Raw genomic sequence first — 13,352 nt, 5'->3', positions numbered from 1 at the left:
TGGAAAAAATTGCCCATTTTGGGTAAAAAACAGCAATATGAGAAAACTATAAAATTAGTAACGTTGTTTTAATAAAAAAGTTTTTAAGTATAAATGCCTGATTAGAAGTATTTTGTTGAAAGTTACATAAAGAAAGAAGGCTTTTACGTAATTCATTGAATCTCTGAGGCATCCGATTTGGTACTTAACTACCAAAAAATGTTGTCCAACCATGGCGGCTCCCATGCTAAACCTTATTCAATCGCAGAAACAAACGCTGAAGATATCTCCAGCGCAAATACAACTGCTAAATTTTCTGCAACTCAATACGCTCGAACTTGAGCAACATATAAAAAATGAACTCGAAGACAATCCTATTCTGGAAGAAGGACCGGAGGATTCGAATGAGGAATTTGATGCGGCTGATGAGGGCGGATTAATCACAAAAGCCGAAGACCGAACCCAAGACTATATGGACTGGGACGAGTTTAGGGATGATGATACCCCCGATTATCGCACCCGAATCAATAATTTTTCGGATGACGATAGCGAGTATACGCCCATGATGGCAGAAATCACCACTTGGCGCGACGAACTCAAAGAGCAATTTCACCTCTTGGCGCTCAACGAACGTCAGCGGTTATTGTCTGATTTTGTGGTGGATTCATTGACCGACAGCGGCTACCTCAACTACAGCGCCGGTGCCATTGCCGACGATGTGTCGTTTACGAGCGGGATGTTTGTGGAAGAGGAGGAAGTGCAAGAAATCATTCAGTTGCTTCGAAAAATGGACCCGCCGGGGCTGGGCGCGCGCGATTTGCAAGATTGTTTGTTGTTGCAGTTGGAGCGTTTGCAAGGCCCTGAAGTGGCCATTTCAACGAAGTTGATTAAAAATAATTTTGAGGATTTTGCGGCTCGTAATTACGAGAAACTGATGAAATCCAACAACATCACTTCCGACCAACTAAAATCCATTGTAGCCCTCATCGGTACGCTTAACCCACAACCGGTAATTGGTAGCCAAACGGATAGTTTGGTCATTAAGGATAATATCGTGCCTGACTACATCATCACCGTAGACGGAGATTTGATTGATGTAGAACTCAACAATCGGCGGATTCCCCCCTTGAAAATCAACAAGTCGTATGCCAAAGAAGTGGGAGGAACTCGGGCCGCCAATACGTACGTAAACTCAAAACTAAACGCCGCCAATTGGCTCATTGAAGCCATTCAGCAGCGCGAAAATACCATGCTGAAGTCGATGCGAACCATCGTAAAACTTCAGGAAGACTATTTTAAAACGGGCAATGTGAGATTGCTCAAACCGATGGTATTGCGTGATGTAGCTGAGCGCATTAACATGGATGTATCGACGATTTCGAGGGTGACTAGCGGCAAATACGCCCAAACACCTTTTGGCGTTATTCACCTCAAAGACCTCTTTACGGAGGGAGTTCTGACCCAAAGTGGCGAAGAAGTCTCCAATCGTCAGATTCAGTTGGTATTGGCAGAATTGGTGTCTAAAGAAGACAAGCAGCATCCTTTTAATGATTTTCAATTGGCTGAAATGTTGGCTGAGCGCGGTTATCCAGTGGCCCGCCGGACAGTAGCCAAATACCGCGAACAAATGGATATTCAAGCCGCTTCGTTGCGGAGAGTTTTATAACCTGAATCGGCCAACCGCGTATACGTTGAGCAGATGAGAAAAATAGAGTTGAAAATAAATCAAATCGCAGCTGTATAAACGGCCTTCGTTGCTCAAACCAGCGAGCCTTTATCAATAAAAGCGAAACAACCTCTTGAACGTTTAAGTTAGATGGCACAGAAAATTTTGGTTATAGACGACGACACCGACATTTGCTTACTATTGCGTCGTTTTTTGAGCAAACACGGTTTTGAGGTGGCGGTGGCCCACAACGGTGTCACAGGCTTGGCAATTTTGGAAGAATTTCATCCCGATTTGGTCCTCACCGATTTCAAACTCGGGGACATGGACGGAGCCACAATCTTGACACGCATTAAAGAAAAATTCCCTCACCTGCCCGTGTTGATTATCACGGGCTATTCTGACATCAAAACGGCCATCAATGTCATGAAGCAGGGGGCGTATGACTATATCACAAAACCGCTCTTTCCGGATGAAATTTTACTTACGATTCGGAAAGCGCTCAATCACTCGCAGACCCATGAGCAGGGCGGGCAGTTTGCCGAAGAAGCAACCCCTGCGACGCCCGGAGGCGCAACGCGCCGAAAAAGCACACAAGCTCATTATATTTTTGGGGAAGGCCCCGAATCAACTTATCTCTACAAGCAGGTTGACTTGGTAGCTCCGACCAATTATAGCGTGCTTATTTACGGTGAAAGCGGCTCTGGAAAAGAAGCCGTTGCGCTCGAAATCCACAAGCGAAGCAAACGCGCCTCGGGGCCGTTTGTGGCGATGGACTGCGGGGCCATTTCGCGAGAGCTCGCAGCAAGTGAGCTTTTCGGGCACGAAAAAGGCTCGTTTACGGGAGCCCTCGCCCAGAAAATCGGCCACTTTGAAATGGCCAACGGAGGAACACTTTTTTTGGATGAAGTAGGAAATCTTCCCTACGACGTTCAAGTGTCGCTTTTGAGGGTGGTGCAGGAACGAAAGCTTAGGCGCATTGGCGGCAACCGCGAAATTGACGTCGATGTGCGTTTGATTGTGGCTTCCAATGAGCGATTGATGGATGCCGCCCGCCGCGGCCGATTCCGGGAAGATTTATATTACCGTTTCAATGAGTTTAGCATTGATGTGCCGCCCCTGCGTGAGCGCCGGTCTGACCTGATGATTTTTGCCCAATTCTTTCTGGATAAAACAAATATTGAACTTGGAAAGCAGGTAAAAGGATTTACGCCCGAAGTTGAAAGGGCCTTTCGCGAATACCCGTGGCCGGGCAATCTACGCGAATTGCGCAACGTCATTAAGCGCTCTACGCTCCTCACCGAAGGCGATTACGTAGATGCCCGTACGTTGCCGTTTGAATTGTTAAATTATGAAAAACTGCTCTTTTTTGATTCAGGGACTTCAACAACCCCTTCCGTTCAAGATTTACCTCCCCCTCAGCCTTATTACGAAGCGCCCGCCGCTCCCAAGCCATACACCAGTTCGAAGGTTGACCTGAAATCGGCGGCGTTGGAAGCCGAATATGAAATGATTTTGAACGTACTTAAACAGGTGAATTTTAATAAAAGTAAAGCGGCTCAGGCCTTGGGCATTGATCGGAAAACGCTTTACAATAAAATGAAAAATATAAACTTAAGTAACTGATGCCGCTTGCCGAAGTCCCCGTTGCTGTCCCAAACCCCTTTCGACTTGACCTAACCGGGAAACAAGTAGAAAGGCTGTTTCAGATTTCGCCCGATTTGGTGTACATCATTGACGTGAACCTACGCAAAATGGTGTTTATCAGCAATCGCGTACAAGACATACTGGGCTATACTTACGACGACATTCAGCAAATGGGCGGGTCGTTGATTTCGGTATTGATCCATCCTGACTTAAACCGTTTTGTGGCAGAAACCTACCAACGCTTTGCGGCCCTGAAAGAAGGAGAAACGGCTAAATTTACGTTTGAAATACGCCACAAGAATGGCAGTATTCGCAGTATACGCAGCCGAGCAACGGTATTGACGTACGATGAGCAAGGAAAAAACCACCTCATCATGAATGTGGCCGAAGATGTCACAGATGCGCTTGCTCATGAGATGGACTTGCAAAAAAAGCAGTACCAAATCAACGAAACTGAGGTTATTTTTAAATGTGGAAGCTGGGAGTGGCAAAAGAATGAAAAGGGGATTCGGTGGTCTGAGGGGCTGTTTAGACTGATGGGCCTTGCGCCAGAGGCCTATCCTGACAAATGCGTGACGAGGGCCTTTTTTGAAAGCTTCATTGTGCCCGAAGATTTGGCCCGCGTTCAAAATTATTCCAAAACGGTATTGGCCGAAAAAAATGATACTTTTCAAATAGAGCACCGCATCATTGATGCCGCTGGAAACCTAAAATACCTCACGTTGCGGGCGCGCTGCCAATACGGAGAAGATGGGCGATTGGAACGCGTGATAGGCGTAGCCGCCGACCGTACCGAAATAGAAACTTACCAAAAAGAATTGGAACGCCGGCTGGTAGCCCTCAAAAAAAGCAACCAAGACTTGGAGCAATTTGCCTACGTAGCCTCGCACGATTTGCAGGAGCCCCTGCGTAAAATCATTGCATTCGGCGAACGGTTGGATAAAAAATATAAAGAACAACTCGGGACCGAGGGGCAGTTTTTTGTGGAAAGAATGACCAACGCAGCCTATCGTATGAATGGCCTGATTGAAGATTTACTTACTTATTCGCGGGTGTCGCGGCAAACCGAATCGCTTGCTTTTATCTCGCTTGAAGAAGTCGTAAAGAATGTAATTGAAGATTTGGAAGTAAAAATTCAGGACAAAAATGCCACTATTAGTATCGATAAACTCCCTACTATTGAGGCACGCCCAGTACAAATGCATCAACTGTTTCTCAATTTAATTGAGAATGCCCTGAAGTTTACCCAGCCATCGGTGGCTCCAGTGGTAACAGTGAAGGCGCGTAAGGCCAACATTCAGGAAATCAAGGGAATCATGCAGATTAACCCCCATGAAACCTACTACAGAGTAAGTGTTTCTGACAATGGAATTGGTTTTGAACCAGAATATGCCGAGCGAATTTTTACTATTTTTCAACGTTTACATGGCCGCTCCGAATACGAAGGTACAGGTTTGGGGCTTGCCATTTGCCGTAAAATAGTAGAATCCAATCATGGGTACATTGAGGCGCACGGAAAAGTAGGTGGTGGAGCCGAATTTATTTTTTATTTACCCCTCAGACAGCATGAGACAAGGTGAGCTGGTCTGTGAAAAACAACCCTGCTTATAACTAATCTGACGTACTATGGACACCACAGAGATTCGTGAAGCGCGAAAAAGTGTTATGATTCTGATTGCCGACGATGACGAGGATGATCGGATGTTTACGAAGGAGGCTTTTGAGGAGAATTATCTGCTGAACGAAATTCGCTTTGTAAGTGATGGTGTGGAATTGTTGGACTACTTGAAGCGCCGAAATAAATACATCAATCCTGACGATAGTCCCCGTCCAGGAATTATCCTGCTAGACCTCAATATGCCCAAAATGGACGGGCGGGAGGCGTTGAAGGCAATCAAGTCTGACCCTGACCTCCGGGCCATCCCCGTTGTGGTACTCACTACTTCGAAGGCCGAGCAAGATGTGTTGCAAACCTACGATTTAGGCGTCAACTGTTTCATTACAAAGCCCGTGTCTTTTGCAGAATTTATAGAAGTAGCCCGCACTGTCGGGCATTATTGGTTTGATATTGTTCAACTTCCCAACTCCCTCGACTGATGCAGAACGACACCATTAGACTACTCATTGTAGATGATGATGAAGATGATTTTTTCCTTACGTCAGATTATCTCAAAGATATTCGCAACAAAAAATTTATCATTACGTGGGCGGGTTCGTTTTCCGCAGGAATTGAACAACTCACCCACGCCAAATTTGATTTATGTTTCTTTGATTTTCTGCTTGGTGCCAAAACTGGAATTGACCTTTTGAAAGCGGCGATTCAGAGCGGCGTAAGCTGTCCGATTGTGCTCCTGACGGGTAAAGGTGATAAGCGAGTGGATGTGGAGGCCATGCGATTAGGCGCAATGGACTATCTCGTAAAGAGTGAGTTGGATTCCGAAAAGCTGGAACGCTGCATCCGATACGCCCTCGAACGCTCGGCGGTTTTGCAGCGCTTGCGCGAAAGTGAAACGCGTTTGCGGGGAATTTTTGGCCAGTTGAAAGATGCCGTTTTGCTCAAATGGCCCAAAGGGCTCGTTTTTTATCACAATGATACTGCCCTTGACCTATTGGGGTATACCGAAGCAGAAATCTTGCAATTGCACTCGCAGGATTTGTTTGCGATTCCGGCGCAGCACTCCATGTATGTACACGCGCTGGAAGAAAAGGGCTTGGTCGAAAATCTGGAAATGTGGCTGGTGCGCAAAAGCGGGGAGCGCGTACTTTGTTCTCTGCACGCCAGCAAACAAAATGATAGTGAAGGAAAGGCGTACTATCTACTTGTTATTCAGGATATTACTGAGCGAAAAAAAGTAGAGCGTGACAGGCTATTAGCCGAAAAATCAGCATCGACGGCTCGCTTAGTGCGTACGTTGGCGCATGAAGTCCGTAATCCGCTCACCAACATTCACTTATCGCTCGACCAGCTGGAGACTGATTTACAGGACGATGACCAGCGGTTATTTGTGGATATTATTCGTCGAAACGGTAAGCGTATCAATACCCTTATCACGGAGCTTCTCAATTCGTTTAAGCCACATGAAGCCGTATTGAAGCGAATTTCTATTCATGAATTATTGGATCAGACCGTCAACGAGGCCGAAGACAGACTGAGTCTAAAAAAAATTATACTCAATAAAGTTTATGGAAATGACTGTTTGTTGCTACTGGACGAACCAAAAATTAAAATCGCGTTACTCAATTTAATCATCAACGCGATTGAGGCCATGGAAGAAAACAAAGGCGTGTTGACGTTGTCGACGGATATGTCTAAAACTTCCTGCTGTGTAAAAGTACAGGACAATGGTTCTGGAATAAGTCCAGAAAACATTAACCGCCTGTTTGAACCTTATTTTACGTCCAAATCAAACGGCTTGGGGCTGGGGCTCGCGGCCACGCTGACTATTTTGCAATCCCATCGGGCTTCAGTTGAGGTCGAGTCGGAGGAAGGAAAAGGAACAACTTTTACCGTTACGTTTCCTTTGAATTAATCAAGGTATACTCGAAGAGACTGATTTGACCGTAATTGGTGATTTAGACTAAGTTGTTAGAAACCTAATTGTTACTTGTAGACTTTCCAAGTTTGAATCTTGAATAAAACTTGGAAAGTCTATTTTGTACAATTACGTTAATTGGAGCTAATAATGGTTTGGGTTGTTTCGACGATTTTTACTTTCTTGGTTCTGAACAAAGAACCTGTGATTTCTGCAATGACCGCCGCGCTAACCACGATAATGCCGAATACCGAAGACCACACCACAAAACGATGGTATACGTCTGCGTCGAGCCGGGCGATAATGACCCCGATAAGCGCCCAAATCACGGATATGCCGATGTAAGCATTTCTTAATTTCAGCAAGGCAAAACTGCCGATAATCGCCCCGACCAGCACCATGGCGGAGGCCCAGAATACTTCACTTTGTCCCCAGCCGTTCCAGTCTAAAATCACTAACAAAGTAGTCGCGTTGGCAACGGTGGCAATGCATAGCCACCCCAAATAAAGTCCAAATGGTGCTTTGACGGAGAAACGGGAGTTTTTGGCTAAATAAGGCGTTAGAGAGTCAATTCGGGCGTTGATATTGATTAACTGGCCTAAAAATAATACCATTATGAAAACCGAAAAAGCCACGTATTCATAATGCCAGACCAGAATCCAAACCATATTCAAGATACAGGTAATGATAAAACGAGGCCCAATCACGGTGACCGTTTCGGCCGTGGCGGGGTCGACCTGAGCGCTGAAGAGTGATTTACTTTGTTTGATACAAAAGACCAATAACAACAGGTAAATCACGCCCCAAATCGAAAAAGTGACGGGGGCGGGGACAAACAGGTTGGGGTATTGATTAGAGAGTTGACCAGTGGTCTTGTCATTAATCGGCAAGGCATTTGCCAGGTAATTCACAAAGACCATCGCTAAAAAAAAGACCCAATTCAAAATTTGATAGGTTTTTACGGCAGATTTATTCCAAAGCGTTGTCATATAAGTGATAGTTAAGGTTAGTAGGCGGAAGTCAATAACTATTCCATAGCGGTTGTCTAATATGGGGCGGGGAAAATATTCCTCATATTAGGTTGTATAGAACCCAGTTTTCTACATTTTTTACTCGTATTGCCTTGTGGCACAAGTGTTTTAAATATATAGTCGTCTAAAAAAATGAAACCTTTTAATTTTAAAAGCCATGCGTTCTCTATTATATATCATCGCTGTTATTCTGGTTATTGGTTGGCTAATTGGAACATTTGCTTACAGTGCTGGAGGACTTATTCACATCCTTTTGGTACTAGCCGTTATTTCGCTAATCATCGGTTTTATTCGCCGGGGAACTATATAGTGCGTAGATATAACACCGAAGTATTACTTTACTCAGCGTTATATATAAAAGTGGTTTGTGCGTAGATATGACATCGTAAAACTCTAATTTACTTAATGTTATGGAAATTGCTTTGTTAATTACTATTACCGGATTTGTGGGTTTGGCCACCTCGGTAGGCATGTTGTATCTATCGCATTCACCCACTACGCACACTGCGGATTCGATTAGAAGATTTAGTCAACAAAAGCGGGATGATTTTTTTCGAAAGGTCAAACTGAATTCCCACCGGATTAAATAACTACGAACAGCATACTTTGTTATAAAAATTCCAACGTAACCCCATTTGAATATTGATGCCCGGCACGACTTTTTAGGAGATATATTGAGTTCAGCCTAGCGTCTTATTTCACAGTCAGATTCAAAAGAAATACAATATACAGAATTATCACCAAGATGAGTGACGAAGCCGAGAGGCAGGCTGTCTAATTGGGAAAACAAGCCATGAAAACAATTAATATCAATATAGCGATTAAAAGATTGTTCATTTTTGCGATGAATCTTTCGTTTATCGCAGGGCTTTCCGGCTGCACATCCACACCAAACGTTAGAAAATCGGGGAACGATACCTCGGGAGCATCCAAACAGACAATCAGCAGGTCTAAAAACCCCGCCAATTTTGCCATCGTGGCATCAACAATCGGTGGAGCTGCGGGCGCTGTTATTGAAAAATACATGGAAAAACAGGCTACAGTCCTGAACCGTGATTTGAGCGGAATAGCCTTAGTAGAACGTATCGGAGAGGGCATAAAGATTACAGTGAGTTCAGTTGTGTTGTTTGAAAGTGATAGTTATGCCCTCTCTAATACACCTCAGGAACAACTGAAAAAAATGGCCGAAACACTGATTACCTACAAAGATACGGAGCTGTTGATTGCGGGTCATACGGATGGAGTAGGAGATGCCAAGCAAAACCAAATTTTATCCGAAAAAAGAGCCGAATCATTCGCGGATTTTTTGCTGGCCCACAACGTGCCGCAATTACGAATGGTGACACAAGGCTTTGGCGAACAAACGCCCAAGGTATCTAATGGCACCGATGAAGGACGCCGTATGAATCAGCGGATTGAGATAGCAATTGTGGCCAATCAAACCTTGAAACAAGACGCCAAGCGCCAAGCAGAACAAGATAAGATTAGTAAGAAAAATGGCTAATAAGTCTTAAAAACAGAACGATATGCCAGACAGCCTCATCACTCCTCAGGATTTTGAAAAGAACCCCAAAACGGGCGAAATCCATAAAAAAGAGGAAGAAACATTGCCAAAAACAACTGACGTAGACCCCGAAAAAGTAGACATTAAGTTGTACAAAGAGATAAAGAAAAAGGCCGAAGAAGCCGAAAAATACACGGGCGGTTAGAAAAGACAATAGCCATGAAAAAGACATTGATTGAAGACGAAATAATCGCGGATAAAACAAAAATGATATCCGGAAATACAGAAAACTCAACCGATGCGCTGTTTTCGGACGCAATTGTGCCAGAAAAAACGCCCGAAGAAAGTAAAATCAAGTCTGATGTTGCGCACACTTCCGAAGAGGAAAGCATCGACTATTCAAAGAGCAAAAATATGAGCGGTAATCGTGGGTACAATGAAGTACCCAGCACGGTTCCAATCAAAAAATAGTGTAGTAGATTTTTCATAAGGTAAAGGGTTTAGGAATGGGTGAGAGCCGGGAGATTTTGTCCCCCGGCTCTTTTTTTGTATAAAATAGACTGCGCTGTTTTGTGCTGAAATGGGCTTGATGGTGAACTTTTAGGTGATTTGAGATGGTTAGATTTTGGGTAGAATTGCTTCTCATTATAAAACCCCCTTCCAAAACCATGTTTGTACATCACGTTTTCTTTTTTTTGAAAAATCCCGACAGCGCCGCCGACCGCGACCAATTGGTGGCAGGCCTTCAGACTTTAACCGAACTTGAGGGTGTAAAACTTGCCCACATCGGCAAAGTAGCCGATACGCACCGGGGAGTTATTGACCGTTCGTATTCGGTGTCGTGGCTGATGCTGTTTGAAACCAAAGCCGAGCAGGATGTGTACCAAGACCACCCCATTCACCATAAATTTGTGGAAAACTGTGCGCACTTGTGGGAAAAGGTCATTGTGTACGATTCAGATGATATTTAATGGATACCCGCGGCATGGCGTAAGTCATGCCGTTTTTGTTCTTATCCTCCATGCCAAAACCTGAAACCCATATTCGGCAGGCGCATCTCCCTACTCCGTTTGCGTATCGCAGCATGGCAGAGGTAGAAGTACGCCGCGCTCAAACCCCCGATTTGCCGCATCGGCACGATTACTTCACCGTCATTGTGATTGAGCGTGCCCAAGGCGTCCACCAGATTGACTTTAAAGAATATACGTTGCGGGAAAATACGGTGTATTTTGTCTCTCCTGAACAAATCCACCACCTGACCGTGACACAGCCCAATCCGCGCGGGCACGTTATACTTTTTCGACCCGATTTTTTGCAGCAATACAGTTTTTCGCCTTCGCAGTTGTACGATATGGACCTGTTTTTCAACTGTGATGAGTCGCTGCCGTTGGAACTGACCCCCGATGAAATAAATCAGTTATTGCCGTTGGTCAGGGGTATTGCAGACGAAGCGCAGTCGGAACGCTCTCAAAAATGGGAAGCGGTAGGCGCGTGGCTAAAGTTGTTTTTACTACAATGCAAACGTTTCAAATCCGACAAAAAGGTCTTGAACAAAACCTGGGACAATCGTCAGGCGGAGATTGTAAAACAGTTTAAAAATGATGTTGAGCTTTTTTTTCGGAAATACCATAAAGTCAATGAATACGCCGACCGCCAACACCTGACCGCCAATCACCTCAACGACGTCATTAAGAGTGAAACGGGTACGTCGGCCAAAGAATTTATTCAGAACCGGCTAGCGCTGGAAGCCAAGCGATTGGCGCGCTATTCGGAACTCAACGCCAAAGAAATCGCCTACCAATTGGGCTATGACGACATTGCCCATTTTAGCAAATTCTTCAAAAAAAGCGAAGGAATAGCGTTTAGTGAGTTCCGCGAAAACGCCGAACCGTAAAAACGCCAACAACTTCCGTGGTTTTTACGTTGATAGAGGTGATTCTTTGCGTCAATTTTGCAATCAAAAAAAACCGTTACCCCCCATGGAAACCAAGCCATTCATCAAAGGACTTCACCACGTGACCGCCACCGTCAACGAAGCGCAGGCAGATTACGATTTTTACACCAAATTGTTAGCCCTTCGGCTGGTAAAAAAAACGGTAAATTTTGATAACAATGCCGTATATCACATGTATTACGGCGATAAGATAGGAACGCCCGGTACCATTTTTACCACATTTCCGTATCAAAATCAGGGGGTTCGTAAAGGTGTGGAAGGAACGGGGATGATTATTTCCACCACATTTTCGATTCCTTCGACGGCGCTGGGTTTTTGGAAAAGCCGTTTAGAAAATGCGGGTATTACCGTGGTTTCATCAGTTCGTTTTGGGCAGCAGGTGTTGTGGTTTCGTGACCCTGCCGAACTTCAAATTGAATTAATTGCCGACGATAACGACACCCGTACGCCTTTCATCACCGATGAAGTCAACGAAGAAGTGGCCATTCGGGGCATTCACCACGTCACGTTGTGGGTAGCGCAGAATGATTGGGAGCCCGTAAGGCACTTTTTGGCCGCCGAAATGAACATGACCGAAGTGGCACAAGACGGCGACCGGATTCGTCTGGAGGTAAAAGGCGGTCAATCAGGAAACGCCCTAGAGCTGCTCCGGGCCGCTGCCGACACCCCACGCGGCAAAAATGGCATCGGTACTGTACATCACGTAGCCTGGAAAATTGATAACGAAGAAGCGCAGCAGGCGCTGCGCCACCGACTGGTCGAGGAGTTGGGCATGGAAGTGACCGAAATCAAAGACCGTAAGTATTTTCGCTCCATTTATTTTCGTTTGCCTTCGCACCAATTGTTTGAAGTTGCCACGAGCGGCCCGGGCTTTGACGTCGATGAGACGGTCGAAGAATTGGGCACGCACCTTATGCTGCCAAACGACAAAGAACACAACCGCGCTGCTATTGAAGCGGGGCTGCCGGAGATTCAATTGTAAACTAGACGAAAAATGAAGAACGTGTGGGATTTACAAAAACAACTCCATAGCCACATCCGCCCGCGAATAAGGCGAGCTGAAATCTTTGACTGTTTTAAAGCCCAGTTTTTGATACAGATTCAGTGCTGGTAATAAACGCGAATTTGTTTCCAAATACAAACGTTTCAAGCCCATCTTTCGGGCTTCGTCAATGATGGATTGTCCCAGCAACTCGCCGATTCCCAGCCCTTTGGCGTTGCTGTCGACGCCCATTTTCGACAGCTCCATGCTGTCTTCGGTCATGGGTTTGAGCGCCGAAGTACCCACAATATTGCCTTGATATTCAGCCAATAACACCAGTCCACCTTTGTTGATGTAGAATATGTCAGGATTTTCGAGCGATTCCATGTCGAGGGGTTCGACCTTAAAGTACCGTTCAATCCATTCGTAGTTGATGCGCTTGAATCCTGCGCGATGGATTTCGTTTTGAGGGTCCAGAGAAATGATGTTGACCTTGTTTCGTTCGCGCGTTTTCAATCTGCTTTTGATGCGCTCAGGTAGACTTTTGCGCAGAATCACCTGCTCGTATTCCATCAGAGCGCGTAGCACGTCGGTTTCACATTCGTTTTTTACTTCGTTCATGGTGTCTTCCAAATCCTCCAGCAGTTCTTTCATGCGGGCGTGCATTTGGTCCCCTTTTTCGGTCAGCCGAACGGTGGTTTCGCGCTTGTCGACCAATCCTTTCTGACTTTCCAAAAAGCCTGCTTTTACCATTTCCTTGACCATCAAACTAACGCCCACGTGCGACTGCCCGATGCATTCGGCGATTTTCGAGACCGTTTCGGCCTCTTTTTGGGCCACGGCCAAAAATACTGGAAACCACTTTACCTCAAAATCCATTCCATACATCTGATACATCTGTGCGGAGGCTTGCTGGCTGATTTCACCCAGTCGGCGCATATAACTTCCCAAGGCCACGTAGCCTAATGTTCGATATAACTCCATGAATAAATTATTTACGTAATTAATTACGTAAATTAAAATAATGGTTATGTAAAAACCAATAACCTGGATAAA

At 45.2% G+C, this 13,352-nt stretch carries 14 protein-coding genes; 12 read left to right on the top strand and 2 right to left on the bottom strand.

From position 1 onward, the window contains the following. Nucleotides 1-223 precede the first annotated feature (223 nt). The 5 genes from rpoN (at nucleotide 224) to NCI00_RS14110 (ending at nucleotide 6,822) form a co-directional block, all read left to right on the top strand. A complete protein-coding gene (rpoN, locus tag NCI00_RS14130) occupies nucleotides 224-1,645 on the top strand; it encodes an RNA polymerase factor sigma-54 (protein ID WP_253528599.1) in 1,422 nt (473 codons plus the stop codon). Between the two features lie 150 nt (nucleotides 1,646-1,795). Continuing rightward, nucleotides 1,796-3,271 carry a sigma-54-dependent transcriptional regulator gene (locus tag NCI00_RS14125; RefSeq protein ID WP_253528597.1) on the top strand — a complete coding sequence of 492 codons (1,476 nt, stop codon included), beginning with the start codon at nucleotides 1,796-1,798 and terminating at the stop codon, nucleotides 3,269-3,271. Further along, nucleotides 3,271-4,872, top strand: coding sequence for a sensor histidine kinase (locus tag NCI00_RS14120; protein ID WP_253528596.1), 1,602 nt, complete (start codon nucleotides 3,271-3,273; stop codon nucleotides 4,870-4,872). Before NCI00_RS14125 ends, NCI00_RS14120 begins: the two co-directional genes overlap by 1 nt. 46 nt (nucleotides 4,873-4,918) lie before the next feature. Next, entirely contained in the window at nucleotides 4,919-5,389 is a 471-nt protein-coding gene (locus tag NCI00_RS14115) for a response regulator (RefSeq protein WP_253528595.1), read from the top strand. After that, the gene (locus tag NCI00_RS14110; RefSeq protein WP_253528594.1) at nucleotides 5,389-6,822 is read left to right on the top strand and encodes a hybrid sensor histidine kinase/response regulator; all 1,434 of its coding nucleotides are present in this window, start codon (nucleotides 5,389-5,391) and stop codon (nucleotides 6,820-6,822) included. Before NCI00_RS14115 ends, NCI00_RS14110 begins: the two co-directional genes overlap by 1 nt. 137 nt (nucleotides 6,823-6,959) lie before the next feature. On the opposite strand, the gene NCI00_RS14105 is transcribed toward NCI00_RS14110, so the two are convergent. Continuing rightward, the gene (locus tag NCI00_RS14105; protein ID WP_253528593.1) at nucleotides 6,960-7,814 is read right to left on the bottom strand and encodes a TspO-related membrane protein; all 855 of its coding nucleotides are present in this window, start codon (nucleotides 7,812-7,814) and stop codon (nucleotides 6,960-6,962) included. Between the two features lie 199 nt (nucleotides 7,815-8,013). Here NCI00_RS14105 and NCI00_RS14100 point away from each other — a divergent pair, with 199 nt between their 5' ends. The 7 genes from NCI00_RS14100 to NCI00_RS14070 all read left to right on the top strand — a co-directional run bounded on the left by NCI00_RS14100 (nucleotide 8,014) and on the right by NCI00_RS14070 (nucleotide 12,296). After that, nucleotides 8,014-8,166 carry a lmo0937 family membrane protein gene (locus tag NCI00_RS14100; RefSeq protein WP_253528592.1) on the top strand — a complete coding sequence of 51 codons (153 nt, stop codon included), beginning with the start codon at nucleotides 8,014-8,016 and terminating at the stop codon, nucleotides 8,164-8,166. A gap of 483 nt (nucleotides 8,167-8,649) precedes the next feature. Beyond that, on the top strand, nucleotides 8,650-9,360 hold the full coding sequence (locus NCI00_RS14095) for an OmpA family protein (protein ID WP_253528590.1): 711 nt from the start codon (nucleotides 8,650-8,652) through the stop codon (nucleotides 9,358-9,360). 22 nt (nucleotides 9,361-9,382) lie between these two features. After that, nucleotides 9,383-9,565: a hypothetical protein gene (locus NCI00_RS14090; protein ID WP_253528589.1), complete on the top strand. Its 183-nt coding sequence runs from the start codon at nucleotides 9,383-9,385 to the stop codon at nucleotides 9,563-9,565. Between the two features lie 14 nt (nucleotides 9,566-9,579). Then, nucleotides 9,580-9,831: a hypothetical protein gene (locus NCI00_RS14085; RefSeq protein WP_253528588.1), complete on the top strand. Its 252-nt coding sequence runs from the start codon at nucleotides 9,580-9,582 to the stop codon at nucleotides 9,829-9,831. Between the two features lie 197 nt (nucleotides 9,832-10,028). Further along, on the top strand, nucleotides 10,029-10,331 hold the full coding sequence (locus NCI00_RS14080; protein WP_114463428.1) for a Dabb family protein: 303 nt from the start codon (nucleotides 10,029-10,031) through the stop codon (nucleotides 10,329-10,331). 50 nt (nucleotides 10,332-10,381) lie between these two features. After that, nucleotides 10,382-11,254, top strand: a complete 873-nt coding sequence (locus NCI00_RS14075; protein ID WP_253528586.1) for a helix-turn-helix domain-containing protein — start codon at nucleotides 10,382-10,384, stop codon at nucleotides 11,252-11,254. Nucleotides 11,255-11,339: 85 nt separating this feature from the next. After that, a complete protein-coding gene (locus NCI00_RS14070; protein ID WP_253528585.1) occupies nucleotides 11,340-12,296 on the top strand; it encodes a VOC family protein in 957 nt (318 codons plus the stop codon). A 30-nt stretch (nucleotides 12,297-12,326) separates the two neighbouring features. On the opposite strand, the gene NCI00_RS14065 is transcribed toward NCI00_RS14070, so the two are convergent. Then, a complete protein-coding gene (locus NCI00_RS14065; protein ID WP_253528584.1) occupies nucleotides 12,327-13,280 on the bottom strand; it encodes a bifunctional helix-turn-helix transcriptional regulator/GNAT family N-acetyltransferase in 954 nt (317 codons plus the stop codon). Between the last annotated feature and the right edge of the window lie 72 nt (nucleotides 13,281-13,352).

This window comes from Runella salmonicolor (genome assembly GCF_024158025.1).
In the GTDB taxonomy this organism is placed as follows: Bacteria; Bacteroidota; Bacteroidia; order Cytophagales; family Spirosomataceae; genus Runella; species Runella salmonicolor.
Note: the sequence above shows the minus strand (reverse complement) of the source record. Positions and strands in the feature narration are given on the sequence as shown.

Coding starts and splice junctions, on each gene's coding strand:
- NCI00_RS14120 (WP_253528596.1), top strand. CDS start 3,271: ATGCCGCTTGCCGAAGTCCCCGTTGCTGTCCCAAACCCCTTTCGACTT.
- NCI00_RS14080 (WP_114463428.1), top strand. CDS start 10,029: ATGTTTGTACATCACGTTTTCTTTTTTTTGAAAAATCCCGACAGCGCC.
- rpoN (WP_253528599.1), top strand. CDS start 224: ATGCTAAACCTTATTCAATCGCAGAAACAAACGCTGAAGATATCTCCA.
- NCI00_RS14125 (WP_253528597.1), top strand. CDS start 1,796: ATGGCACAGAAAATTTTGGTTATAGACGACGACACCGACATTTGCTTA.
- NCI00_RS14110 (WP_253528594.1), top strand. CDS start 5,389: ATGCAGAACGACACCATTAGACTACTCATTGTAGATGATGATGAAGAT.
- NCI00_RS14065 (WP_253528584.1), bottom strand. CDS start 13,280: ATGGAGTTATATCGAACATTAGGCTACGTGGCCTTGGGAAGTTATATG.
- NCI00_RS14105 (WP_253528593.1), bottom strand. CDS start 7,814: ATGACAACGCTTTGGAATAAATCTGCCGTAAAAACCTATCAAATTTTG.
- NCI00_RS14075 (WP_253528586.1), top strand. CDS start 10,382: ATGCCAAAACCTGAAACCCATATTCGGCAGGCGCATCTCCCTACTCCG.
- NCI00_RS14115 (WP_253528595.1), top strand. CDS start 4,919: ATGGACACCACAGAGATTCGTGAAGCGCGAAAAAGTGTTATGATTCTG.
- NCI00_RS14095 (WP_253528590.1), top strand. CDS start 8,650: ATGAAAACAATTAATATCAATATAGCGATTAAAAGATTGTTCATTTTT.
- NCI00_RS14090 (WP_253528589.1), top strand. CDS start 9,383: ATGCCAGACAGCCTCATCACTCCTCAGGATTTTGAAAAGAACCCCAAA.
- NCI00_RS14100 (WP_253528592.1), top strand. CDS start 8,014: ATGCGTTCTCTATTATATATCATCGCTGTTATTCTGGTTATTGGTTGG.
- NCI00_RS14070 (WP_253528585.1), top strand. CDS start 11,340: ATGGAAACCAAGCCATTCATCAAAGGACTTCACCACGTGACCGCCACC.
- NCI00_RS14085 (WP_253528588.1), top strand. CDS start 9,580: ATGAAAAAGACATTGATTGAAGACGAAATAATCGCGGATAAAACAAAA.